Origin of the sequence: Amycolatopsis sp. 3B14 (assembly GCF_050958625.1) — a bacterium.
GTDB lineage: Bacteria > Actinomycetota > Actinomycetes > Mycobacteriales > Pseudonocardiaceae > Amycolatopsis_E > Amycolatopsis_E thermoflava.
Genome location: NZ_JBHZEN010000083.1, coordinates 21273 through 43647 on the forward strand (window position 1 = coordinate 21273; position 22375 = coordinate 43647).

The 22375-nt window shown below is 72.1% G+C and carries 21 protein-coding genes and 1 riboswitch; of the genes, 9 read left to right on the top strand and 12 right to left on the bottom strand.

Translation table 11 applies throughout. From position 1 onward, the window contains the following. Nucleotides 1–4: 4 nt before the first annotated feature. Genes ACCP09_RS36065 through ACCP09_RS36080 form a run of 4 tightly spaced genes read left to right on the top strand, consistent with a single transcriptional unit; the run spans nucleotide 5 to nucleotide 4486 of the window. Nucleotides 5–976, top strand: coding sequence for an ABC transporter permease (locus tag ACCP09_RS36065; RefSeq protein ID WP_027928873.1), 972 nt, complete (start codon nucleotides 5–7; stop codon nucleotides 974–976). Beyond that, the gene (locus tag ACCP09_RS36070; protein WP_433753357.1) at nucleotides 973–1809 is read left to right on the top strand and encodes an ABC transporter permease; all 837 of its coding nucleotides are present in this window, start codon (nucleotides 973–975) and stop codon (nucleotides 1807–1809) included. The genes ACCP09_RS36065 and ACCP09_RS36070 overlap by 4 nt, the downstream gene beginning before the upstream one ends. After that, nucleotides 1788–3440: a dipeptide ABC transporter ATP-binding protein gene (locus tag ACCP09_RS36075; protein ID WP_433753359.1), complete on the top strand. Its 1653-nt coding sequence runs from the start codon at nucleotides 1788–1790 to the stop codon at nucleotides 3438–3440. The genes ACCP09_RS36070 and ACCP09_RS36075 overlap by 22 nt, the downstream gene beginning before the upstream one ends. After that, nucleotides 3437–4486: an LLM class flavin-dependent oxidoreductase gene (locus ACCP09_RS36080; RefSeq protein ID WP_433753361.1), complete on the top strand. Its 1050-nt coding sequence runs from the start codon at nucleotides 3437–3439 to the stop codon at nucleotides 4484–4486. Before ACCP09_RS36075 ends, ACCP09_RS36080 begins: the two co-directional genes overlap by 4 nt. 39 nt (nucleotides 4487–4525) lie before the next feature. Here the strand turns inward: ACCP09_RS36080 and ACCP09_RS36085 are convergent, their stop codons facing one another. Beyond that, entirely contained in the window at nucleotides 4526–5578 is a 1053-nt protein-coding gene (locus ACCP09_RS36085) for an NAD(P)-dependent alcohol dehydrogenase (protein WP_433753363.1), read from the bottom strand. Nucleotides 5579–5662: 84 nt separating this feature from the next. On the opposite strand from ACCP09_RS36085, the gene ACCP09_RS36090 reads away from it, so the two are divergent. Both ACCP09_RS36090 and ACCP09_RS36095 read left to right on the top strand, forming a co-directional pair. Then, on the top strand, nucleotides 5663–6241 hold the full coding sequence (locus ACCP09_RS36090) for a TetR/AcrR family transcriptional regulator (protein WP_433753365.1): 579 nt from the start codon (nucleotides 5663–5665) through the stop codon (nucleotides 6239–6241). 46 nt (nucleotides 6242–6287) lie between these two features. Continuing rightward, nucleotides 6288–6728: a DUF6314 family protein gene (locus tag ACCP09_RS36095; protein WP_433753367.1), complete on the top strand. Its 441-nt coding sequence runs from the start codon at nucleotides 6288–6290 to the stop codon at nucleotides 6726–6728. Nucleotides 6729–6732: 4 nt separating this feature from the next. On the opposite strand, the gene ACCP09_RS36100 is transcribed toward ACCP09_RS36095, so the two are convergent. Continuing rightward, nucleotides 6733–7350: a LysE/ArgO family amino acid transporter gene (locus ACCP09_RS36100; RefSeq protein ID WP_433753369.1), complete on the bottom strand. Its 618-nt coding sequence runs from the start codon at nucleotides 7348–7350 to the stop codon at nucleotides 6733–6735. A gap of 69 nt (nucleotides 7351–7419) precedes the next feature. Between ACCP09_RS36100 and ACCP09_RS36105 the strand changes: the two genes are divergently transcribed. Beyond that, nucleotides 7420–8313 (top strand): LysR family transcriptional regulator ArgP, encoded by an 894-nt coding sequence (locus tag ACCP09_RS36105; protein ID WP_433753371.1) that lies wholly within the window; start codon nucleotides 7420–7422, stop codon nucleotides 8311–8313. An 8-nt stretch (nucleotides 8314–8321) separates the two neighbouring features. Here the strand turns inward: ACCP09_RS36105 and ACCP09_RS36110 are convergent, their stop codons facing one another. The 4 genes from ACCP09_RS36110 to ACCP09_RS36125 form a co-directional block, all read right to left on the bottom strand. Then, nucleotides 8322–8873, bottom strand: coding sequence for a maleylpyruvate isomerase family mycothiol-dependent enzyme (locus ACCP09_RS36110; RefSeq protein WP_433753373.1), 552 nt, complete (start codon nucleotides 8871–8873; stop codon nucleotides 8322–8324). Between the two features lies 1 nt (nucleotide 8874). After that, nucleotides 8875–9363: an SRPBCC family protein gene (locus ACCP09_RS36115; RefSeq protein WP_123686059.1), complete on the bottom strand. Its 489-nt coding sequence runs from the start codon at nucleotides 9361–9363 to the stop codon at nucleotides 8875–8877. Beyond that, nucleotides 9360–9716: an ArsR/SmtB family transcription factor gene (locus ACCP09_RS36120; protein ID WP_123686060.1), complete on the bottom strand. Its 357-nt coding sequence runs from the start codon at nucleotides 9714–9716 to the stop codon at nucleotides 9360–9362. The genes ACCP09_RS36115 and ACCP09_RS36120 overlap by 4 nt, the downstream gene beginning before the upstream one ends. Before the next feature lie 79 nt (nucleotides 9717–9795). After that, complete coding sequence (locus ACCP09_RS36125; RefSeq protein ID WP_433753376.1) at nucleotides 9796–12876, bottom strand: DUF3427 domain-containing protein; 3081 nt, start codon at nucleotides 12874–12876, stop codon at nucleotides 9796–9798. A 214-nt stretch (nucleotides 12877–13090) separates the two neighbouring features. On the opposite strand from ACCP09_RS36125, the gene ACCP09_RS36130 reads away from it, so the two are divergent. Together ACCP09_RS36130 and ACCP09_RS36135 are read left to right on the top strand one after the other, a co-directional pair. Continuing rightward, nucleotides 13091–13729: a helix-turn-helix domain-containing protein gene (locus ACCP09_RS36130; protein ID WP_433753378.1), complete on the top strand. Its 639-nt coding sequence runs from the start codon at nucleotides 13091–13093 to the stop codon at nucleotides 13727–13729. Nucleotides 13730–14197: 468 nt separating this feature from the next. Continuing rightward, the gene (locus tag ACCP09_RS36135; protein ID WP_228684535.1) at nucleotides 14198–14818 is read left to right on the top strand and encodes a transglycosylase SLT domain-containing protein; all 621 of its coding nucleotides are present in this window, start codon (nucleotides 14198–14200) and stop codon (nucleotides 14816–14818) included. Between the two features lie 43 nt (nucleotides 14819–14861). Here ACCP09_RS36135 and atzF read toward each other — a convergent pair whose 3' ends face one another. The 6 genes from atzF to ACCP09_RS36165 form a co-directional block, all read right to left on the bottom strand. After that, nucleotides 14862–16487, bottom strand: coding sequence for an allophanate hydrolase (gene atzF / locus ACCP09_RS36140; protein WP_433753381.1), 1626 nt, complete (start codon nucleotides 16485–16487; stop codon nucleotides 14862–14864). Next, nucleotides 16484–18460 carry a 5-oxoprolinase/urea amidolyase family protein gene (locus tag ACCP09_RS36145; RefSeq protein WP_433753383.1) on the bottom strand — a complete coding sequence of 659 codons (1977 nt, stop codon included), beginning with the start codon at nucleotides 18458–18460 and terminating at the stop codon, nucleotides 16484–16486. Before ACCP09_RS36145 ends, atzF begins: the two co-directional genes overlap by 4 nt. Before the next feature lie 2 nt (nucleotides 18461–18462). Beyond that, nucleotides 18463–19080 carry an urea amidolyase associated protein UAAP2 gene (locus ACCP09_RS36150; RefSeq protein ID WP_433753385.1) on the bottom strand — a complete coding sequence of 206 codons (618 nt, stop codon included), beginning with the start codon at nucleotides 19078–19080 and terminating at the stop codon, nucleotides 18463–18465. Next, entirely contained in the window at nucleotides 19077–19772 is a 696-nt protein-coding gene (locus ACCP09_RS36155; RefSeq protein ID WP_433753387.1) for an urea amidolyase associated protein UAAP1, read from the bottom strand. The genes ACCP09_RS36150 and ACCP09_RS36155 overlap by 4 nt, the downstream gene beginning before the upstream one ends. Continuing rightward, nucleotides 19769–21286 (bottom strand): amino acid permease, encoded by a 1518-nt coding sequence (locus tag ACCP09_RS36160; RefSeq protein ID WP_433753389.1) that lies wholly within the window; start codon nucleotides 21284–21286, stop codon nucleotides 19769–19771. Before ACCP09_RS36160 ends, ACCP09_RS36155 begins: the two co-directional genes overlap by 4 nt. A 52-nt stretch (nucleotides 21287–21338) precedes the next feature. Next, a riboswitch (guanidine-I (ykkC/yxkD leader) is annotated at nucleotides 21339–21448 on the bottom strand. Nucleotides 21449–21580: 132 nt separating this feature from the next. Further along, the gene (locus tag ACCP09_RS36165; RefSeq protein ID WP_378332447.1) at nucleotides 21581–22327 is read right to left on the bottom strand and encodes an SDR family NAD(P)-dependent oxidoreductase; all 747 of its coding nucleotides are present in this window, start codon (nucleotides 22325–22327) and stop codon (nucleotides 21581–21583) included. Nucleotides 22328–22375: the final 48 nt, after the last annotated feature.

Genomic DNA, 22375 nt, shown 5'->3' on the forward strand with positions numbered 1-22375 from the left:
CGTCATGAACCGCGACTACGCGACCTACGCCCTGCGGCGGGTCCTGCAGGCGATCGTGGTCATCCTGCTCGCCTACGTGTTCACCTTCGTGGTGATCAGCGTGCTGCCCGGCGACCCGGTCTCGGCCGTCCTGAACAACCCGCAGAACGCGTTCACGCAAGACCAGATCCGCGACATCATCGCCTACTACGGGCTCGACCAGCCGGTGTACGTGCAGCTGTGGGAGTCGCTGTCGCGGTTCGTGACCGGGGACCTCGGCCTCTCGCTGCGCACGCACCTGCCGGTGAGCCGCATGATCGGCGAGGTCCTGCCGTCCACGCTCGCGCTCGCCGCCGCCGCGCTGGCCGTGGCGCTGGTGCTCGCGCTGGCCATCGCGCTGGGCACCCGCTACCTGCCCCGGCGTTACGGCCAGGGCGTGCTGCGGGCCTTCCCGTCGCTGTTCCTGTCGATGCCGAACTTCGTCATCGGCCTGGTGCTGATCCAGGTGTTCGCGTTCCAGCTCGGGCTGTTCCGGGTGATCGACTCCGAGGGCTCGTGGGCGACGTTCTTCGCCGCGGTCGCCCTCGGCATCCCGGTCTCCGCGCAGGTCGCCGAGGTGCTCGTCGCCAACCTCGACCACGAATCCCGGCAGGACTACGCGTTCCTCGCCCGGTCCCGCGGGCTCGGCAAGACGCGGTTGTTCCTGCGGCACCTGCTCAAACCGTCGGCGCTGCCGGTGGTCACGGTGCTCGCGCTGGTGGTCGGGGAGCTGCTCGGCGGCGCCGTGATCACCGAGCAGATCTTCGGGCGCACCGGCATCGGCAGCCTGGTGCAGCGGTCGGTGACCGCGCAGGACCTGCCGGTGCTGCAGGCGGTGGTCTCGCTCGCCGCGGTCGCGTTCGTCGTGGTCAACCTCCTGGCCGACCTCGTCTACCCGCTGCTCGACCCGCGGGTGCGGTTGCTGCCCGAACGGCGGCGTGCGGAGGTGGCGGCATGACGGTCTCCGCAGTCTCCGCCGCCCGCCCGGCTTCCCGGCGCCGCGCGGCGGTGCCGCCCACGGTGGTGCTGTCGTTCGCGGTCGTGGCGGTCGTGTTGTCCTGGGCGCTGCTGCCCGGGCTGTTCACCGGCCAGGACCCGACCGCCGGCGTGCCCGCGGACAAGTTCCTGCCACCCGGCGCCGGGCACTGGTTCGGCACCGACCACCTGGGCCGCGACCTGTTCAGCCGCGTCGTGCACGGCACCGCCACCTCCGTCGGCAGCGCGCTGATCGCCGTCGGCATCGGCGTCGTGGTCGGCGGGGTGATCGGGCTCGTCGCCGGGTTCGCCGGCGGCTGGACCGACAGCGCGCTGGCGCGGCTGGTCGACGTGCTGCTGGCGATACCGCAGTTCCTGCTCGCCGTCATCGTGGTCAGCGCGCTCGGCTTCCAGACCGTCAACGCCGCGGTCGCCACCGGGGTGTCCGCGGTGGCCGTGTTCGCCAGGGTGATGCGGTCCGAGGTCATCAAGACCCGCCGCGCCGTGTTCGTCGAGGCCGCCTACCTGCAGGGCGGGTCGCGGTGGCACATCCTGCTGCGCCACGTGCTGCCCAACGCCTCCCGCTCGGTGCTGACGCTCGCGGTGCTCCAGTTCGGACTGTCCATCCTGGTCATCGCCGGGCTGGCGTTCCTCGGCTACGGCGACCCGCCGCCCGCCTCCGACTGGGGCCTGCTCATCTCGGTGGGCAAGGACTACCCGCTGGCCCCCTGGCTGGTCTACGCGCCCGCGCTCGTCACGATCGCCACCGTCCTCTCCGTGAACAGGATCAGCCGATGGCTCCGCAAGACGAACTGACCCTCGACCGCCCCGCGGCGGCCACGACCACCGGGACGCTACTGCGCGTGCGGGACCTCACCGTCGCCTACGGCCACCACCAGGTCGTCACCGGCGTGAGCTTCGAGCTCCCGCGGGCAGGCAGCCTCGCGCTCATCGGCGAATCCGGCTCCGGCAAGTCGACCATCGCCCGCTCGCTGCTGCGTCTGCTGCCCGAAGGCGGCCGGGCGCGCGGCGTGGCCGAGTTCGACGGGCAGGATGTCCTGTCGCTGCCCGAACGCCGGTTCCGCCGCCTGCGTGGCCGCCGCATCGGGTACGTGCCGCAGGACCCGGGCAGCTCCCTGAACCCGGTCCGGACCATCGGCGCGCAGGCCAGGGAAGCCGCCGCGCTGCTGGACGAGCCCAGCGCGGCCCGGCGGCACGAGCGGATCCTGGAGACCTTCGCGCAGGTCGGTCTCGACGACCCACGGCGCGTCTACGACTCCTACCCGCACCAGCTCTCCGGCGGCATGCTGCAACGCGTCCTCATCGGACTGGCCGTGCTGCCGGGGCCCGAGCTGCTCGTCGCCGACGAGCCGACGTCGGCGCTGGACGTGACCATCCAGCGGCGCATCCTCGACCTGCTGTCCCGGCTGCGCGCCGACCTCGGCATCGGCCTGCTGCTCATCACCCACGACCTGGCGATCGCCGCGGAGCGCGCCGACTCACTGGTCGTGCTCAAGGACGGCGTGGTGCAGGACGCCGGGCCCACCGCGGAGGTGTTCTCCTCGCCGGGGTCGGACTACACGCGGCGCCTGCACGCCGACGTCCCGGCACTCAACCCGGACCGCTACCGCCGGTTGCGCGACGTCGGCGCGCAGCGGCTCAGCGGTTCTGCGCCCAAGATCGATGTCCGCGGCGTGACGAAGACCTTCACCGTCGGCGGCCGCGCGCTGCGGGCCGTCGACGACGTGTCGTTCCGCGTCGGCGCGGGCACCACGCACGCGCTCGTCGGCGAATCCGGCTCCGGGAAGACGACCGCCATCCGCCTGCTGCTCGGCCTCGAACGCGCCGACTCGGGCCGCATCGAGGTGGCCGGCGAGGAGGTGACCGGCGGCTCGCACGCCGCGCTGCGGTCCGTGCGGCGGCACCTGCAACTGGTCTACCAGAACCCGTACACCTCACTGGATCCGACGTGGAAAGTGGAGCGCCTGGTGCGGGAGCCACTGGACCGGTTCCGCGTCGGGACCCGGCGCGAACGCGCCGACCGGGTCCGCGAGTCGCTGGACGCTGTCGGGCTGGCGGACGAGCTCCGCGGCCGCAAACCCGCCGCGCTGTCAGGCGGTCAGCGGCAGCGGGTCGCGATCGCGCGGGCGCTGGTGCTGCGGCCGGACGTGATCGTGCTCGACGAACCGACCTCCGCGCTCGACGTCACCGTGCAGGCCGGCATCGTCGAGGTGCTCCTGTCGCTGCAGGCCGAGCTGGGGCTGACGTACGTGTTCGTGTCGCACGACCTCGCGCTGGTGCGGCAACTCGCGCACACCGTGTCGGTGATGCGGCAGGGGCGGATCGTCGAGAGCGGGCCGGTCGAGTCCATTTTCGACAGTCCACGCGAGCCCTACACACGGGCCCTCATCGACTCGATCCCCGCCGGCGCGCAGGAGCTGTCGTGACGGGGCGCAGGCTCGGCTTCAACACGCGGGTGTCGTTCAGCGACGACCCGGGCGCGGGGCTCCGGGAGGGCATCGAGCTGTTCCAGGCGGCCGAGGCGCTCGGCTACCAGTCCGGATGGGCCTACCAGCGGCACTTCGACCACTACCTGTCCTCGCCGCTGCCGTTCTTCGCCGCGGCCGGGCAGCACACGCAGCGCATCACGCTCGGCAGCGCGGTGATCCCGATGCGGTACCAGGACCCGGTGCTGCTGGCCGAGGCCGCGGGCACCACGGACCTGCTCATCGGCGGCCGCCTCCAGCTCGCGGTGTCCACCAGCGGAAACGCCACCTGGGACGCGGTGTTCGGCGCCGTCGGCACGGACGCGCGCACCGAGGCCGAGCGCCGCCAGGAGCGGTTCCTCGACGCGATCGCCGGGGCGGCGCTGCACATCGTGGACGGACCGGGGCAGGGCGCGCCGGTGGGCACGCAACTGCGGGTCACCCCGCACAGCCCGGGCTTGCGGTCCCGGATCCGGCAGGGCGCGGGCAGTCTCGGGTCGGCGGCGCGGGCCGCCGAACTCGGCATCGGGCTGATCACCGGGACGGTGCTGCACGACGTCCCGGAGGGCGTGAGTTTCGGCGAGCACCAGGCACGGCTGATCGACGTCTACCGCACCACCTGGCGCGACAAGCACGGCAGCGAGCCGCCGCCGGTCGCCGTCGCCGCCTCGGTCCTGCCCGGCACCACCACCGGGCTGCGGGAGACCTACGCCGCCTACGACCGGCAGCGGCGCACCGAGGGCATGGCCGCGTCCCGCCCGAAGGGAGCGCTGACCCCGGTGATCGGCGCGGACCTCCCGGCCGGGATGCGGATGAGCCCGGTCTTCCACGGCACACCCGACGAGGTCACCGAGGCCGTGCTCGCCGACCCCGGCCTGGCGGCCGCCGAGGAGATCGTCCTGTTCCTCCCACCGGCCTTCGGACTCGCCGACAACATCCGGCTGCTGACCGACGCCGCGCGGACGGTCGCCCCGAATCTCGGCTGGGACAGCAGCGGGCTCAGCTAGGTCCGGGGACGAAGACCCGCGGGTCGTCCATTCGCGACCTCAGGCGGCCGGGGTGTCGAGGTCGGACATGTCCAGCACGAACCGGTAGCGGACGTCGCCGGTGGCGAGCCGGTTCAGGGCGGTTTCGACCTTGTTCGAGGGAAGGACTTCGACGTCGGCGGTGATGCCGTGCTCGGCGCAGAACTCGAGCATCTCGGCGGTCTGCCGCAGTCCACCGGTGCCGGAGGAGGTGAGCTTCTTGCGGCCGGCTCCGAGTTCCCAGAGCCGCGGGCCGGTCAGCAGGGGATTGCCCAGGACGCACAGCGTGCCGTCCAAGCCCAGCATGCCGATCAACGGCGTGAGTTCGTGGTCACCGGAGATGGTGTCGAGGATGAGGTCGAAGCGGCCCCTTGCGGCTGCGACCTGGGCGTCGTCGGTGGTCACGAGCAGTCCGGACGCTCCGAGGCTGCGGGCGTCGGGCTCCTTGGCCGTGCTGCGGCTCAGGACGGTGACCTCGGCGCCGAGCGCAGCGGCGAGCTTCACGGCGAGGTGCCCGAGCCCGCCGAGGCCGGCGACGGCGACGCGGCTCCCCGGGCCGACGCCGGCGGCCCGCATGGGCTCCCAGACGCTGACACCGGCGCACATGAGCGGCGACGCGGCGGCGGGGTCGAGCCCGTCGGGCAGGTGGAACGCGAACTTCTCGCGAAGAACGTACTCGCGGCTGTACGCGCCTTTCGTCGGTGAGCCGTCGATGCGGTCGGTGCCGCCGTAGGTGGTGGTCGCGCGGTTGTAGCAGTAGTTCTCCTGTTCGGCCAGGCACATGGCGCACTCACCGCACGAGTCGACAATCGTCCCGATCGCGACCCGCTCACCGACCGCGAACCGGGTGACCGCCTGGCCGAGGGCGACCACGACGCCGGTCGCTTCGTGTCCGGGGACGAGGTCCTTCTCGCCGAGCATTCCGTGGATGCGGTGCAGGTCGCTGTGGCAGACGCCGCAGTAGTCGATCCGCACGGCGATGTCATCCGGGCGCAGGTCGCGCCGCTCGATGGTGACGCGAGTCAGTGCGTTGGTGGCGGGGTCGAGGCTCTGCCACCCGGTCGTGGTCCTCATGACGGTCCTCCCAGTTAAAACGGAATCTGGATTCACCATAACACAATACGGAAGATGGATTCCGCTTTAGTACACTCGATGGCGATGACCCCACGGACGAACCCCTCGAACACGCCCCGCGCACCGCGCCGGGACGCCTTGCGCAACGACGAGATCGTCATCAACGCGGCGCGCGCGGTCTTCGCCGAGCAGGGACCGCAGGCGAGCATGGAGGCCATCGCGTCCCGTGCCGGCCTCGGCGTCGGCACGATCTACCGGCGGTTCGCGGGCAAGGGCGAACTCCTCGACGCCATCGCGCGGCTCTTCGTCGAGGAGATGGACCAGGCCGCCGCGGCCGCGCTCGCGGACCCGGACCCCGCCGCCGGTCTCGAGCGGTTCCTCGAGTTCGTCGGGACCTTCAACGCCGAGAAACGCCGCTACGCCGCCGCACTGACCGACCGGGTCGCCGAGGACGCCGTGAGCGCGCGGACAGTGGACCGAGTCCGGCAGCTCACGCGGAAGGCGGTCGAGGCGGGGGTTCTCGCGCCGGACGTGACCGGCGACGACATCAAGGCGCTCATCGTCGCGCTCCGAGGGGTGGTCGCAGCCTCGCCGGACGGCGACGACGCCGGCTGGCGTCGCTTCCTCCGCATCCACCTCGCCGGGCTGCGTCCCGGCCGCTGACCTGGCCCTGCCTGTGACCGTCCGGGTCCTCGGGCATCCTGGTCGTATGGACAACCCGCCCAGCGACGAGGAGGCGCGCCTGTTCGCAGCCCTGCCGGGGGAGTGGACGATCACCAGGGCGCTGCCGGGCACCGGCCGGATGACCGGGTCGGCCCGGTTCCGCCCCGCGGGGCCGGATCTGCTGCACTACCGCGAGGACGGGCAGCTCACCCTGGACGGCGGGCAGGTCCTCGACGTCTATCGCGAGTACCACTACCGGCTGGAGCCGGGACTGATCCGCATCTGCTTCGCCGAGCCGGGGCCGCCGCGGACGTTGCACGTGCTCCGGCTCGACCAGGCCGCCGCGTCCGACGTACACCTCTGCGGACAGGACACCTACGTCGGCCACTACGAGTTCCCGGACGAAAACCGCTTCACCGTGCGCATGCGGGTCACCGGGCCGCAGAAGGACTACTCGATCGAGACGACCTACGAGCGCGCCCGCTGAGGCGTCACAGCGCGCGGGCCAGCAGCATCGTGCCCATCACGAGCATGGTCGCCGCGACGAGGACGTCCAGCGCGCGCCACGCGCCCGGCCGGGACAGCACCGGGCTGAGCAGCCGCGCGCCGTAGCCGAGGCAGGCGAACCACGCCAGGCTGGCGGCCATCGCGCCGAGCCCGAAGATCCACCGCAGGTCCCCGCGGTCCGCGGCGACCGAACCGACCAGCAGCACCGTGTCCAGATAGACGTGCGGGTTCAGCCAGGTCATCGCCAGGCAGGTCAGCACGGCCGCGCCGATCGAGCCGGCCGCGGCGCCCGTCGTCGTCAACCCGGTGGCCGCCGGGCGCAGCGCACGCCGCCCGGCGAGGACGCCGTAGCAGATCAGGAAAGCACCGCCGGCCAGGCCGACCGCGGTGAGGGCCGCAGGCCAGGCGGTCACCACGGCGCCGAGCCCGGCCACGCCGAGCGCGATCAGCACCGCGTCGGAGGCGGCGCAGATCGCGACGACGGCCGCCACCCCGTGCCGTCGCACGCCCTGGCGCAGGACGAACGCGTTCTGCGCGCCGATGGCCACGATGAGGGACAGGCCCGTACCGAACCCGGCCAGACCTGCGGAAAGAACGTTCACGCAACCCACGCTAAGCAGCGGGCGGCGCACAGTACAGCTAAAGATTTTTACGTATCATTAGCGCACGTGATGACCGAGTTGCCCATCGACCAGGTGCGGACGCTGCTCGCGGTCGTCGACGAGGGCACGTTCGACGCCGCCGCCGCGGCCCTGCACGTCACCCCGTCCGCGGTCAGCCAGCGGATCAAGACCCTCGAGCAGCGCGTCGGCCGGGTGCTGCTGATGCGCACCAAACCGGTCCGGCCGACCGAGTCCGGGCAGGTCGTCGTGCGGTTCGCGCGACAGCTCGCCGCGTTGAACGAGGACGCGCGGCGGGAGCTGGGGATCGCCGGCGAGCCCGCGCGCCTGTCCATCGCGGTGAACGCCGATTCGCTCGCCACCTGGTTCCTGCCCGCCGTCACCCGGGTGCCGCGCGATCCGCCGGTGTCCTTCGAGCTGTACCGCGAGGACGAGACGCGGACCGCCGAGCTGCTACGCGAGGGACGGGTGATGGCGGCGGTGACGTCGTCGCCGGACCCGGTCGCCGGCTGCCTCGTGCGCCCGCTGGGGCTCGCGCGTTACCTGCCCGCGGCGAACCCGGACTTCGTGGCCCGCCACCGGTCCGGCCGGCTCCGGCGGTGGCTGCCCGGCGCGCCGGTGATCGTCTTCGACCAGGCCGACGAACTGCAGGACCGCTTCGTCCGCGCACTGTCCGGTGTGGACGCCGCGGAGCACCGCCACCACGTGCCCACGTCGGAGGGCTTCCGCGACGCCGTGGCGGCCGGCCTGGGCTGGGGCCTGGTCCCGGAGCCGCAGGCCCGGCCGCTCCTGGAGTCCGGCGCCCTCGTCGAACTCGAACCGGGCCTGCACTGGGACGTGCCGTTGTACTGGCAGCAGTGGAAACTGGACGTGCGCGCGCTGGCGCTCGTCGCGGACACGATCACCGCGGCGGCCGCGGAGGCGCTGCACCCGCTGCTGTCCTGAATGGACGGTCAGGGGCGCCAGTCCGGGTCGCGGCCGATGAAGGCCATCAGCTGGTCCTGCGGCGAGGCGTCGTCGGAGACGGGCACCGCGGGACCGTACTGTCCGCTGTCCCGCAGGAGCTGCTCGATCGGCCGCATGCCGGCGAGCGTGGCGGCGCACCGGTCCTGGCCGAGGTCGGGTTCGCGGCCGAGGGCCTTGGCCAGGTCCCAGGTGTGCATCCAGACGTCGGCCGTGTAGAACTGGTCGATCGCCTCGTCCACGGGTTTGTCGCCGGTGTGCGGGTTGCTCAGCACGCGCCCGGCGGGGTCGTCGAGGATCGCCTGGATGTCGGCGGCGTGCTGCTTCCAGGCCGCGGCCGGGTCGGCCGCGACGTCCAGGGCGGGGAGTTCGATCCCGGCGCCCCGCAGGAAGCCGCGGGACCACTCGACGAGGTGCTTCACGACGTCGAGCGCCGTCCACCCGGCGACCGGGCTGGGCCGCGTCCAGTCGCCGGGACCCGCGGACTCGACCAGCTCGGTGAAGCGGGCCGCGTCGTGCGCGTGCTGCTGGGCAGGCGTCATCTCAGGCTCCCTTGGCGAGCAGTGCGTCGAGCTTCTCGTAGCCCTCGTTGACCCCGACGTCCATGCCGCTGGACAGGATGCCGTCGCGGGTCTCGAAGTCCTTGACCACGCTGAGGGTGGTCAGCCGCGTCCGGCCGCCGTCGATCGCCTCGAAGGTGATCGTCTCCAGCGCGACGCCGTCGGGATCGCCCTCGTAGGCGAACGTCCACACGATCCGCTCGTCCGGCCGCACCTCGTGGAAACTGCCGAAGAACGACGCGATCTCCTCGCCGTCCCGGTCGTTGGCGAAGGCCCACTCGCCGCCGGTGCGGGCGTCCCACTTGGTGATCCTCGTGGTGAGCGAGTGCGGCCCGATCCACTGCGCGAGGAGGTCGGGGTCGACGTGGGCGCGGAACACGTGCGCGGGTGGGGCGTCGAACTCGCGGATGATCTCGATCGTCGGGACCTTGTCGGCCGCGACGATCCGGGCTTCCTGACGGGTGCTGGTCATGATGCGTCCTCCTGGGGTTGGTCGGTGTCGGACATGCGGGACAGCACGGCGTCCAGGCGCCGGTACCGTTCCTCGGCCGTGCGGCGGTAGCGCTCGATCCACTTCGTCATCAGGTCGAACACCTCCGCGTCGAGGTGGACGGGCCGCCGCTGGGCGACCTTGCTGCGCGTCACCAGGCCGGCTTCCTCCAGCACCTTCACGTGCTTGGAGATCGCCTGGAGGCTCATGTCGTACGGCTCGGCCAGCTCGCCGACGGTCGCGTCCGCGGCGGCCAGCCGGGCGACCAGGTCGCGCCGGGTCGGATCCGCGAGGGCCGCGAACACACGGTTGAGCTGCTCGGTCGTCTCGTCCACCTGGGTTCCTCAACTACTCGGTTGAGGACGACGCTAGGCCCGTCGAGGCGGCGTTGTCAACCGGGAGGTTGAGAACGGCTCACCCGGCGACGCTGGCCACCGAAAACGCGTCCGCGGGCATCGGCCGGTGCAGCCGCCAGGTGATCGCGATCGGCCGCTCGCCGCGGTGCTCCACGTACGACGCGGGACCGAGGCAGACGAACGGCGCCGCCCCGAGGTCGTCGGTCTTCGTCTCGCGCACGAAGAGCACCACGTGACTGCCCTGCGCGCGGTGCTGGAGGTAGCGCCGGCCGGTGGGGGAGTCCAGCGAGGTCGCGTTCTGCGACTCCCAGTGGAACAACTCGGGGCTGATCGCGTAGTCGCGGTACATCGTGGTCGGGGAGAAGTCCTTCTCGCTCTTGCGCAGGTTGATCAGCAGCGCGTCGGTCCTGGTGTCCTCGCACCACGCGACGCCGGACACGTGGTTGCCCGGCACTCGCTGCAGGGTCGCGTATCCCAGCGCGGCGAGGATCTCTTCCCGCCGGTACCGGCTGTGACCGGCCAGGGGAACGTGCTGCAGGCCCTCGCCGAGCGAGGCCGGGACGTGCCGGGCGCGGTCCAGCCCGAGGGTGACCAGCTCGGCGATCTCCGCGCACACGGCCGGATGCCGGCGCAGGTGCTCAAGACCCGCGCGGTAGGACGGGAAATCGCGCCGCTTGGGCCACAGCGTGAACAGCAGCATGCGGGCCAGCCGCTGGTGCCGTTCGGTGAGTTCCTCGTAGGCCGGCCCGTCGACGGCGACCAGATGCCGGTACACCTCGGCCCGCTCCGGGTCGTCGACGTGCGTGAACGCGGCCATCCGCCGCAGCAGTCCGCCTTCGTCCGGCCCGGCGGGCGGAACCGGCAGCCCGGCGTCGCGCCGCAACCCGGTCCACGAACCGCCGCCGCGGTAGACGTCGACCAGTTCGCGGTCGGCGGCGTCCAGGTACGCGGCCAGCGGAAGATCGCCGTGCGAACGCACGTCGGCCGCCAGTTGGGCGCGGGTGAAGCGCAGCTGCGTGCGGACGTTGTCGAGCACGATCTGCTGCGCGACGCGGTCCAGCACCACCTGGGAGCCGGCGGGCAGGAACGGAAAGCCCTGCTCGATCTGCCGCTGCAGCCCGCGCCGGCTCGCCCCGGTCAGCGCCCGGTACCGCGTGTCGAACCGGAACTCCTTGCGGTGCTGGCCGATGAAGTCCAGCACCGTGAGCACGGCCTTACCCGGTGCGCGTCGCAAACCGCGGCCCAGCTGCTGCAGGAACACCGTCGCGCTGTCGGTGGGCCGCAGGAACAGCACGGTGTCGACCTCGGGAATGTCCAGGCCCTCGTTGAACAGGTCTACCGCGAACAACGCGTTGACCTCCCGTGCCCGGAGCGCGGCGATGGCGCGCTCGCGGTCGCCCGGCGAGCTGTTCCCGGACACCGCCAACGCGTTGATCCCGGCCTTCCGGAACACCCGCGCCATGTACTCGGCGTGCGCGATGCTCACGCAGAACCCCAGGGCACGCATGGTGCCCACGTCGGTCACCTTGTCCCGCAGTTCCTTCAGCACCTTCGCCGCGCGGGCGTCGTTGCCGGTGTAGACGCGCTCCAAACCCGTGACGTCGTACCGGCCGCGCTTCCACTCCACGCCAGCCAGGTCGGTCCCGTCGGCGACGCCGAAGTAGTGGAAGGGGATCAGCAGGTCCGCGGACAGGGCCTCCCACAGCGGCAGCTCGAACGCCGTCCGGCCGCCGAACATCTCCCGCACGTCGCCACCGGTGCTGCGCTCCGGAGTGGCGGTGAGCCCCAGGAGTTCCTTGGGGCGCAGGTGGTTGAGCAGCCGTTGGTAGGTCGCCGCTTCGGCGTGGTGGAACTCGTCGACCACCACGATGTCGAAGTGTTCCGGGGGCAGCTTCTCGATGCCGTGCGCGTGCAGACCCTGGATGCTGGCGAACACGTGCCGCCACCGCTCCGGCCGTGCGCCGCCGACGTAAGCCTCGCCGAACGTTTCGTCGATCAGCGTTTCGCGGTAGACGCGGAGCGCCTGCTGCAGGATCTCCTTGCGGTGCGCGACGAAGAGCAGGGTGAGGTCGCCGTCGGCCCGCAGTTGCCGGTAGTCGAGGGCGGCGATCACCGTCTTGCCGGTGCCGGTCGCGGCCACCACGAGGTTGCGGTGCCGGTCGTGGACCTGGCGCTCGGACTCGAGCGCTTCGAGGATCTCCTGCTGGTGCGGCAGCGGCCGGACCTCCAGCCCGGCCAGGCTGATCGTGGCCGGCGCACTGGTGCGGCGCCCGGCCTGCCGGAGGGCGTCGTCGAAGCGGTCCGCGTCGGTGTCCGGGTCGTACGGGACGAAGGCGCTGGACTCCCAGTAGGTGTCGAAGGTGGCCTCGAACTTCCGCAGCAGTTCGGGGGTGGCGACGCCGGAGAGCCGGACGTTCCACTCGAGGCCCTCCACCAGCGCGGAGCGGGAGAGGTTCGAGCTGCCGACGAACGCGGTGTCGTAGCCGGAGTTCCGGCGGAACAACCACGCCTTGGCGTGCAGCCGGGTCGACTGGGTCTCGTAGCTGACCCGGACGTCGGCGCCGAACCGCCGCACCAGACGGTCGATCGCGGGCCGCTCGGTCGCACCCACGTACGTCGTGGTCAGCACGCGGAAGGGCACGCCGCGGTCGCGCAGATCGAGCAGGACGTCCTCCAGCAGCCGCAGCCCCGGCCAGCGGATGAACGCGCAGAGCAGGTCGACCCGGTCTGCGCTGGCCAGCTCGGCGCGCAGCTCGGCGGACAGGCTCGGCTCCTCCCTGGCGTTGGTGAGCAACGCGGCTTGGGAGAGCGGCGTGACCGGCCGGATGTGCTTACGCGCGCCGGTGCCTGTGACTTCGCTCAACGCGATGAGCTGCTGCAAGGCGTCGGTCAACCGGTCGTCCTCGGCGGCCAGCTGGCTCAGCACCCGGTTGGCCAGCTCCACCCGCCGGCCGCCGTCGGGCTCGTCGGCGATCACCCGGCGCACGGCCTCGGCCACGTGACGCGCGATCACCTCCGGCGCATCCGCATCGTCGACGGCGTTGAACTCCGGGGTGAAGCGCCCCCGCGCGGCTTCGAGTGCCCGGTCCAGGCGGTGCGTCCGGACAGCTTCGTACACCCCGTCGGCCAGCGGCTCCATGAAGATCACTCTGCCACGAGCTGCCGGCGCCGTGCGGGACCTCGGCGGTGCGTCCGCGCGGTGTCGCTCAAGCCCCGCACGTCAAGAATGGCGCCATGTCGCGAGCGCCGAGTGGCCGTGGGGACCCACCGTCAGGGAGGCCGCCGCTCTAGGTGTGCAGTCCGGGGACCTTGGTGACTAGCTGACACGCTGAGGATGATCTTGGCAGGCGCCATTGACCCCCACCGGCCGGCTGCGGCTGGCCCGGTGGGTCGTGGAGCAGGGGCGGCGGTCGCTTCGTCGGGCGGCGGAGCGGTTCCACGTCAGTCACACCACTGTCGCCCGCTGGGTGTGTGTTTGTCGCGAGCATGGCCCGGCGGGCCTGGTCGATCGGTCCAGCCGCCCGCACCACAGCCACGGGCAGACCCCGCCAGAGGTGGAAGCGCAGGTGGTGGCGCTGCGCACCGAACCCCGGGTCGGGCCGTTGCGGGTCGCCACCCGCGTCCCGGTGGCCGCTTCCACGGCGTACCAGGTCCGGTACCGTCACGGCCTGCCGCTGCTGGCCGCATGTGATTGGGCCACCGGCGAGCCAATCCGCCGCTGTCAACGCGACCGCCCAGGCGAGCTGGGCCGTCCCGCAAGTCGCGCGAATCAGGTACGCGCCCGCGGCGGCACCTACGTGTTCCTGCACCCCGCGCTCTCACCAAACGGTGCCGAAGGAAAGCAATCCGGCGCGATCCGGCACTGTCCCGAGAATGGCGCCCGGCCGCGGAAAACAATGGAATCCGGAAATCGTGGAATGGTGCAAAGCATTCGCGGCGGGGTGACGCGCGTCTCGCTTCGGGGGTACCGATCAGGGTGCGCGGTAGGCTGATCATGAACCCATTCACCCCGTCGCGTAACCTTCCGGGCGCCTCGGATCGGCCCCGATCAAGGCGAGTAGCAGTGGTGTTACCGAGTGGTAGAAGCTGGCTTTGACCTGCGGGAAGACCCGTCCGGCAAGATCGGCCCCCACCCCCTCAAACTGTGGGCTCAGTCACCGTTTGGTGATATCTCCGTTGCGCGTTCGTAATCTGGCTGAGGCCTCGCGGGAACCTGGAAATCCCCCGTTCCGCATCCCGCACGGCCCCCGCCGGCCTGGCCCCCGACAGGGTCGGCGTGGTTGAACGTCAAGCAAGGAGACCTCCCGTTCATGGGAAGCCATAATTCCAACAACCGTGCTCCCCGAAAGGCGCTCCTGTTTTCCCCGGACAGGTACCGCCCACGGCACGCAGCCAAACCGAAGAACCTCGGCCGGATCAGTACGCGCACGTCCGTTTCGGCGGGCCTGCTCATGATGTCCATGGCCGGCTCCGCCAGCCCGCTCGCCATGGCGAGCACCGGTGGCGAAGCCGTTCCCCCGGCGCCCGTCGCCGGCGCTGCCCCGGTCGCCGACGCAACCCCGGTCCTCCCGGTCCTCGGGCCGCCGTCGACGTGGATCGTCACCACGCCGGCGCCGGTCCTGGACATCCCCGCCGCCCCCGAGACCGCCCCCACGGAGACCGTCGCCGCGGAAACCCCCGCCGCGGCGCCGGCTCCGGCCCCGGAGGTCTTCGACACCACTGGCGACGAGCTCGCCGGCTGGATCAACGAGGCCATCCGGGTCATGCGGGCGCAGGGAGTGCCGGTCGACGGCGGTGACGTGCGGGCGATCCGCACGATCATCGACAAGGAGTCGAGCGGCGACCCCCAGGCCGTCAACCGCTGGGACAGCAACTGGCGCGCAGGTCACCCCTCCAAGGGGCTGATGCAGTGCATCGACTCGACCTTCAACGCGCACAAGCTGCCCGGCTACGACGACATCTTCAACCCGGTGCACAACATCATCGCCGGGGTGCGCTACACCATCAGCCGCTACGGCGGTTTCGACGGTCACCCCGGGCTGAAGTCGATGCTCAAGGGCAGCGGCTACCGCGGTTACTGACGACAACGGGCGCCCGTCCACTTCGGACGGGCGTCCGTCGTCGTCAGCTCGACAGGTACGCCCGCCAGCCGCCGTACGCGGTGATGTCCCTGGCAGGGGCCGCGCACGAGGTGTCGGCCACGAAACCGAGCACAGTGGACCCGTCGTCGAGCGTCAACGGGCCCAGGTGCAGGGGCGGCGCGATCGTCGGCAGCAGCGCGCCGATCGCCGCCTCCGGCAGGTCCCACACCTCCAGCTCGATCCCGTCCGCCGGGCCGTCTCCCGTGTGGAGCAGCCCCGGCCGCGGAAACGGGCCGTCCACTGTGTACACGCGGTGGCCGGGTCCGGTGCGGGCCCGGCTGTGCAGCACTCCGCCTAGCCGCACCAGGTCGACGTTCGCCGGCTGACCGGACAGGTGCGCGCCGGCGACGGCCAGCAGCGTCCGGGTCGCGGGCGGTGCGACGGTCTCCCCGGTCCAGCGCGCCGCGAGGTCCAGCAGCGGCCCGTCCGCGAACGCCGGCGCGAGCAGCTGCACCCCGAACGGCAGCCCGTCGGCCCGTGACCCGGCAGGCACGGCGACCGCGCACAGGTCGAGCAGGTTCGCCATGTTCGTGAACGTGCCCAGCCGCGTGTTGACCCCGACCGGATCGGCCGCGACCTCCGCCAACGTCGGGTGCCCCGGCGTCACCGGCAGCAGCAGCGCGTCCGCGCCGGTGAAGGCCCGCTCCGCGAGCCGACGCAACCGGGCCAGCTCGTGCAGGCCCGCGAAGGCGTCCGCGCCCGAGTACCGGTCCGCGCCCCGCACGATGCTCCGCACCGTCGGGTCCACGCCCGGCCCGTCGAGCAGGTGCCCGAACGCCGCCAGCCGCTCAGCGACGAACGCCGCCTCGTAGAGCAGCCGCGCGGCCGCCAGGAACGGCGTGACGTCCACCCGCACCACGTGCGCGACCCGCGCCGCGTGTGCGAGCGCCGCCTGCCACGCCGCTTCGTGCTCCGGATCGAGGTCGAGCGGGCCGTCCGGCACCGCGATCACCCGCATCCGGCGCGCGACGCCCGGCGGCAGCAGCGCGGGCGCCGGCCGCGACCACGGATCGGCCTCGTCGAACGCCACCAGCGCGTCCAGCACCGGCCGCGCCTCGGCGACCGTCCTGGTCAGCGTGGTGATGCAGTCCAGCGACGGGCACGCCGGCAGCAACCCGCGCGTGGACACCAGTCCGCGGGTCGGCTTCACCCCGACCAGGCCGTTGAACGCCGCGGGGACCCGGCCGCTGCCCGCGGTGTCCGTGCCCAGGGCGAACGGCACCACCCCGAGCGCGACCGCCACCGCGCTGCCCGAGCTGCTCCCGCCGCTGACATGCGCGGGCGAGAAGACGCTGTGGCACGCGCCGTAGGGGGAGCGGGTGCCGACCAGGCCGGTGGCGAACTGGTCGAGGTTGGTCTTGCCGATCGGCACCGCGCCGCGGTCCAGCAGCCGTTGCACGGCGAACGCGGTCTCGGTCGCCGGGGTGTCCCGCGCCGGGCACCCGCCGGTGGTCGGCACCCCGGCGATGTCGATGTTGTCCTTGACCGCGAACGGGATTCCGGCCAGCGGACCATCCGAGGTGGACTGAACCCGGTCCTCGTCCAGCAGCGAGATGAACGCCGGCTGGTCCACGTCCCGCGCCGCCTTCAGCGCGACCAGCGGAGTCATCGAGCCCACCTCTCCCGTTCGGCGTCGAACGCCGCCTGCCTGCGTTTGCGGAACAACGCGATCTCCTCGCGGTGCCTCGACTCCAGCTCGTCCACTTCGGACAACGAGAACTGGGCCGGTCGGGTGTCCAACCCGGATCGCCCGGCCTTGACGTCCGCCCGCAGATCGCCCAGCTCCTCCGCGGTGACCGGGGTGAACCGCAGGCGGTCGAACTGGCGCAGCAACCACGGCGGCTCGTCCGAGCCCGGCACGTGCCGCCACACCGGGACCGTCCGCCCGACCAGCTGGTAGCCACCGGGGCCTTCCATCCCGTACACGCACAGGTACGCCCCGCCGATGCCGACGGCGTTCTGCGGCGTCCACGTCCGCGCCGGGTTGTACTTCGTGGTCACCAGCCGGTGCCGCGGATCGATCGGCAACGCCACTGGGGCGCCCAGGTACACGTCGCCCAGTCCGATCACCAGGTACGTGGCCTCACGCAGGATCCGGAACACGTCGTCCCGCGCGGGCAGGTCGTTGATGCGCCGGATGAACTCGACGTTGTCCGGGCACCACGGCGCGTCCGGCCGCACCGAACGCGTGTAGCGCGCCATCGCCTCGTGCGCGGCCGGGTGGTCGAACGCGATCGGCAGCGTCACCTCCCGCACGTCGAGCGTCACCCCGGCCGGATCGGGCACCGCACCGGCCAGCTCGTCGAGCAGCCCGGCCAGCCGTTCCAGCGGCAGCCGGCCCGGATCCACCTGGACCAGCAGCGAGCGCACGCCCTCCACGATCTCGGTGACCCCGTCCGTCGCCGTCGCCCGCAGCGCCTCGGCGAGCAGGTGCACCCACACCCGCACGTGCAGGTCCAGCACGGCGGGCCCGGCCTCGACGAGCAGGTGGTGGTCACCGGCCCGGCGCAGCACCACCGCCGGATCCGCCCGCTCCCGCAGGAAACCGTGCTCCCGCAACAGTTCCGGTCGCGGCGCGGGCATCGCAGGGGCCGGAGCGGGCGTGCCGGCGAACTCGGCCGCGACGGCCGCCCGCGGATCGGCCAGCAGTGCGGCCCGCTCCGCGTTGATGACCTCGGCTTCCGCCGGGGACACCAAGGCGAGCCGCACCGGGTCGCCCGGCCGGGCCTGCGCGAGCATCCACCGGTCCGCGCGGATCACGGTGAACGGCACCACGAACCCGCCGAGGCTCGGCCCGTCCGGCCCGACCACGACCGGCGTGTCGCCGGACAGCATGATCCCGCCGACCGGGTAGGCGCTGTCGTGGATGTTCGACGGGTGCAGGCCCGCCTCACCGCCGTCGCGCCGCGACCACTTCGGCGGGGGACCGGTCAGCCGCACCCCCGTGCGGTCGGCGCGGTGGTCGACCGTCCACAGTGTCTCCAGCAGCGAATACGCGCCCTCTTCGGTGAGGTACTCGGGAGCGCCGTGTGGTCCGGCCAGCACCCGGACCGTCCACTCGGTTCCGATGTGGGGCAGGACCGGCGCCACGTCCAGCGGCGCGGTGAGGTTCTCGGTGCGGCCGACGGTCAGCTGGTCCCCGGCGGCGAGCGCCCGCCCGTCGAGGCCGCCGAACCCGCCGAGCAGGAACGTCGCGCGGCTGCCGAACACCTCCGGGACGCGGATCCCGCCCGCGACCGCCAGGTACGCGCGCATCCCGGGTCCGTCGCACGGGCCGATGTCGAGCACCGACCCCGCCGCCACCGGCGTGACGATCCCCGGCCGCAGCGGACGGCCGTCCACCGTGGCCCGGTGCGCCGCGCCGGCCAGGCACACCGTGGTGCGCCGGTCGAAGCGCAGCACCGGCCCGGTGACCACCGCCTCCAGGCCGGCCGCGTCCGGCGGGTTGCCCACCGCGGCGTTGGCCAGCGCGAAGGACAGGTCGTCCCACGCGCCCGAGGGCGGCACCCCGACGTCCCACATGCCGCCTCTGCCGGACAGGTCCTGCACCGCCGTCTGCGTTCCTGGTGTCAGTACCTCCACGGTCACCACCAGCCCAGCAGCCGCACCGGCGTCGGGTTCCAGCCGTTGCACGGGTTGTTCAGCTGCGGGCAGTTGCTGATCAGCACGTACAGGTCGCGTTCGGCGCGCACCTCGACGTACTTGCCCGGCGCGGACAGGCCGTCCTCGAACGTCAGGCCGCCCTCGGCGGTCAGCGGCACGTTCATGAAGAAGTTGATGTTGTGCCCGAGCTGCCGCGCGCCGATGCCCACCTGCGCGCCGTAGCGCAGGAACGTCTCCCGGCAGGCGTGCTGGTGGCGCGTGTGCTCGCCGTAACGGACCACATTGGACTCCTGCGCACACGCCCCGCCCAGGGTGTCGTGGCGGCCGCAGGTGTCGGCGGTGATCGTGGCCAGCACGTCCAGGCTCACCGACAGCAGACGCGACCCGGCGGTGAGGTAGGCGCTGCCCTGCTCCCGCACGGTGTCCATCGCGCTGTAGCGGTTGTCGAGGTCGGCGGCGTCGTAGAACAGCGTGTCCACGGCCTGGTTGCCGTGCAGGTCGACGATGCGGAACGTGCCGCCTGCCGGGATCGTGCCGAGGAAGCCGTCACCGTCGGCGACGGTCGTGTCGAGGGCGGCCTCGGTGATCGTGCCGGTCATGCCAGCACCTCCCGGGCGGCTCGCAGGGCGCGGGCGCTTTCGTCGCGGAACGTCCACGACGGATCGTCCTCGCCGGGTTCGGGCGCGGGCCGGACCTCGGCCAGCACGCCGCCTGGATTCCACTGTGGATCGAGCGGGTGCGGCGACGTGGACAGGACGACCAGCACGTCCATCTCCGCCCGCAGGGTCACCCAGTCACCGGCCGACGCGTGGCCGGGCGCGAAGGTCAGCAGGCCGTCGCCGGAGATCGCGACCTTGCTGAAGAAGTTGACGCACGCGTGCAGGTCCGCCGGCCCGCGTCCGTGCTTGCGCAGCTCGCTCAGGAAACCGTCGCGAGCGGACCGGCGCCACGCGTTGCGATCGGCCGAATAGGACGACGGGCCGTACTTCGCCACGTCGACGGAATGGCCGCTCAGCGCGTCGTGCCAGTCCAGGGACGACCCGGTGACCGAGCACAACGCGGTGCCACGGTCGGACATCAGCACCATCGGCGCGTGGATGCGGGCGCTCATCTGGGCTTTCAACGTGTCCGGAACGTTGAGCCGGTCGACCGGGTGGTGCGCGGCGAACAGCAGCGTCGAGCAGTTCGCCCCGTCTCCGGTGGCGGTCAGTTTCAGCTCCCGGCCGCCGCGGACCAGGACCGACCACGCGGCGCCGCCGGGGATCTCGTGGGACAGCAGGACCTCGCTCACGCGGCACCCTCCAGCACCGGCGCCAGCGCGGGGCGGCGGGCCTGCACGAAGTAGGCCAGCGCGCCCACGAGCAGGGCGCCGGCCAGGAACAGGGGAGCGAACCACTGCAGGTACGGGTGCCCGCCTTCGGGGTCGAACACCTCCGCGCGCGGCCAGCCCAGGTTGACCGCCATCGCCGCGCCCCACGCCACCGCGAGCACGTTGACGACCACACCCCAGCGGCCGAGCCCGAAGTAACCCGGCGCGGCAGGCAGCTCACCCCGCAGGCGGCGGACCAGCAGCGGCAACGTCACCATCAGGTAGGCCAAGTAGAGCAGCATGATGCAGACGCTCGCGACAGTGGTGAACAGCGCCGGGTTGCCGATGTTGATCAGCAGCACCGCGGCCGCGACCACCGCGACCACCACGGAGGCGCGGACGGGGGTGCCGGTGCGCGGGTTGACCTTCGCCAGGCCGTCGGCGAAGGGCAGGACGCGGTCGCGGGCCATCGAGAACACCATGCGGGTGGCGGCGGTCTGGATCGCCAGCGTGCACACCGTCACCGCGATCGCGACGTCCACCAGGAAGACGCGGCCGAGCGTGTCGCCGAGCCGGCTCATCAGCACCCCGGGCAGGCCAAGGGCAGGGTCGCCGAGGCTGCCGTCGGTGACGCTACCCGCGGCCATCAGGGTGGCCAGCAGCATGAGCGCGCCGCCGAGACCGGAGATCAGCACCGCGCGCAGGATGGTGCGCGGCGTGGTGCGGCGCGGGTTGTGCGTCTCCTCGGACAGCTCGCCCGCGCTGTCGAAGCCGACCAGCACGTAGGCGGCCATCAACCCGGACACCGCGAACGCCCACAGGTAGCTGTGGCCCTCGACGCCCTGCGTCTGCAGCACCACACCGGGGCCGCGCTCGGCGCGGGAGAACAACGCGACGCACAACAGCGCGACGCCCACCAGCTCGCAGGTGACGCCGACACTGTTGACGACCGACATCAGGCGCACGCCGATCGCGTTGACCGCCGTGGTGACGGCCAGCAGCAGCACGCCAAGCAGGACCGCGTTGGCCGCGCCGGTCGGGGAGGTCAGCGCGGAGTCGCCGGGGATCAGCTGGAAGCCGGACCAGACCGGCGGCAGTACGACCTGCAGGGCGATCGCGGCGCCGGCGAGGGTGACCGTCTGCGCGACGATCATCAGCCAGCCCGCGGTCCAGCCCCACAACCGCCCGCCGAGCCGGCTCGACCACTGGTAGATGACGCCCGAGATCGGGTAGCGGGCCGCCAGCTCGGCGAAACACAGCGCGACGAGCAGCTGCCCCGCCAGCACGATCGGCCAGGTCCAGAAGAACGCCGGGCCGGCGAAGGAGAAGCCGAAGAAGAACAGCTGGAAGACGGTCGTGAGGATGGAGACGAAGGAGAACCCCGCGGCGAACGACCCGTAGGCCCCGATCTTGCGTTTCAGCTGCTGGCCGTAGCCGAAGCCGGAGAGGTCCCCGGCGTCGGCGTCTGGCGTGGTTGGGGGATGCGTGACGGACATACCCACCTCCGGATCAGTCCCCGGACCACGCACGCAGCCCGGGGCCGTGATGGCCTCCCGGGCTTTTCTCCCGCCGTGGAACGGTTCCGCATCCGGCGCGGACCGCCTGCGTCTCTCGGACCAGACCCACCCGGCGGTGGCGGAACCCTAGACGCGCCCCGCAACTGGTGCGGGTCGTGGAACAGTGCACCCGGCAGCGGTGTCACCGCCGCTTCGCCGGCGTTAACGTGGTGTATCGGTGATCGTTTCGCGGAGGCGGATCAGGTCATGCGGGGTTAACTTTGCGCGGTCGGGCTATGCGGCGTATCCGCCGTCGATCCGCAGCACCGCGCCGGTGACGTAGGAGGCCTGCGGGCTGGCGAGGAAGACGACGCCCGCGGCGATCTCCTCCGGCCTGCCGTACCGCCCCATCGCCGCGGTCGGGAGGAATGTGGATGCGGCCGGGCCGTCGGCCGGGTTTCCTTCCGTGTCGACGAACCCGGGCTGGATGACGTTGACCGTGATGCCCCGGTGCGCCAGATCGCGGGCCGCGCCCCGGCTGAAACCCTCGAGGGCCGACTTCGTGCCTGTGTAGTACGCCATCCCCGGGAAACCCGCCCGGGTGGCCACACCTGAGCTGATGCTGACGATCCGCCCGTCATCGGGCAGCAACGGCACCGCCGCCTGGATCGCGGCCACCACGCTGGTGTAGTTGACGGCGAGCTGCCGCTCGATGGCGGCGTGGTCGACGAGCTCGCTGCCGACGAGGCCGCCACCGCTCACGGCCGCGTTGTTGACCAGGATGTCCAGCCTTCCGAACTGCTCGGCCACGTGGTGGATCAAGCCCGCCGCCTGCGTCGCGTCCGACTGGTCGGCCTGGAAAGCCGCCGCCCGCACCCCCTTCGCCTCCAGGTCGGCGACCACGGCCTTGGCCTGATCCGCCGAGGACGAGTAGCTGATCGCGACGTCGGCGCCCTCGTCTGCCAGCGCCAGCGCCGAGGCCGCCCCGATGCCCCGCGACCCACCGGTCACGATCGCCACCTTGCCGTCCAGCTTTCCCATGTGTTTCCCACTTCCTCGGGTGTCACGGAGTTCTTGACCGTGCGGTCC

Bases quoted from the DNA above. Each gene is read 5' to 3' on its own strand.
- ACCP09_RS36065 (WP_027928873.1), top strand. From the start codon at position 5: ATGAACCGCGACTACGCGACCTACGCCCTGCGGCGGGTCCTGCAGGCG.
- ACCP09_RS36070 (WP_433753357.1), top strand. From the start codon at position 973: ATGACGGTCTCCGCAGTCTCCGCCGCCCGCCCGGCTTCCCGGCGCCGC.
- ACCP09_RS36075 (WP_433753359.1), top strand. From the start codon at position 1,788: ATGGCTCCGCAAGACGAACTGACCCTCGACCGCCCCGCGGCGGCCACG.
- ACCP09_RS36085 (WP_433753363.1), bottom strand. From the start codon at position 5,578: ATGAGGACCACGACCGGGTGGCAGAGCCTCGACCCCGCCACCAACGCA.
- ACCP09_RS36090 (WP_433753365.1), top strand. From the start codon at position 5,663: ATGACCCCACGGACGAACCCCTCGAACACGCCCCGCGCACCGCGCCGG.
- ACCP09_RS36095 (WP_433753367.1), top strand. From the start codon at position 6,288: ATGGACAACCCGCCCAGCGACGAGGAGGCGCGCCTGTTCGCAGCCCTG.
- ACCP09_RS36105 (WP_433753371.1), top strand. From the start codon at position 7,420: ATGACCGAGTTGCCCATCGACCAGGTGCGGACGCTGCTCGCGGTCGTC.
- ACCP09_RS36110 (WP_433753373.1), bottom strand. From the start codon at position 8,873: ATGACGCCTGCCCAGCAGCACGCGCACGACGCGGCCCGCTTCACCGAG.
- ACCP09_RS36115 (WP_123686059.1), bottom strand. From the start codon at position 9,363: ATGACCAGCACCCGTCAGGAAGCCCGGATCGTCGCGGCCGACAAGGTC.
- ACCP09_RS36125 (WP_433753376.1), bottom strand. From the start codon at position 12,876: ATGGAGCCGCTGGCCGACGGGGTGTACGAAGCTGTCCGGACGCACCGC.
- ACCP09_RS36135 (WP_228684535.1), top strand. From the start codon at position 14,198: ATGGCCGGCTCCGCCAGCCCGCTCGCCATGGCGAGCACCGGTGGCGAA.
- atzF (WP_433753381.1), bottom strand. From the start codon at position 16,487: ATGACTCCGCTGGTCGCGCTGAAGGCGGCGCGGGACGTGGACCAGCCG.
- ACCP09_RS36150 (WP_433753385.1), bottom strand. From the start codon at position 19,080: ATGACCGGCACGATCACCGAGGCCGCCCTCGACACGACCGTCGCCGAC.
- ACCP09_RS36160 (WP_433753389.1), bottom strand. From the start codon at position 21,286: ATGTCCGTCACGCATCCCCCAACCACGCCAGACGCCGACGCCGGGGAC.
- ACCP09_RS36165 (WP_378332447.1), bottom strand. From the start codon at position 22,327: ATGGGAAAGCTGGACGGCAAGGTGGCGATCGTGACCGGTGGGTCGCGG.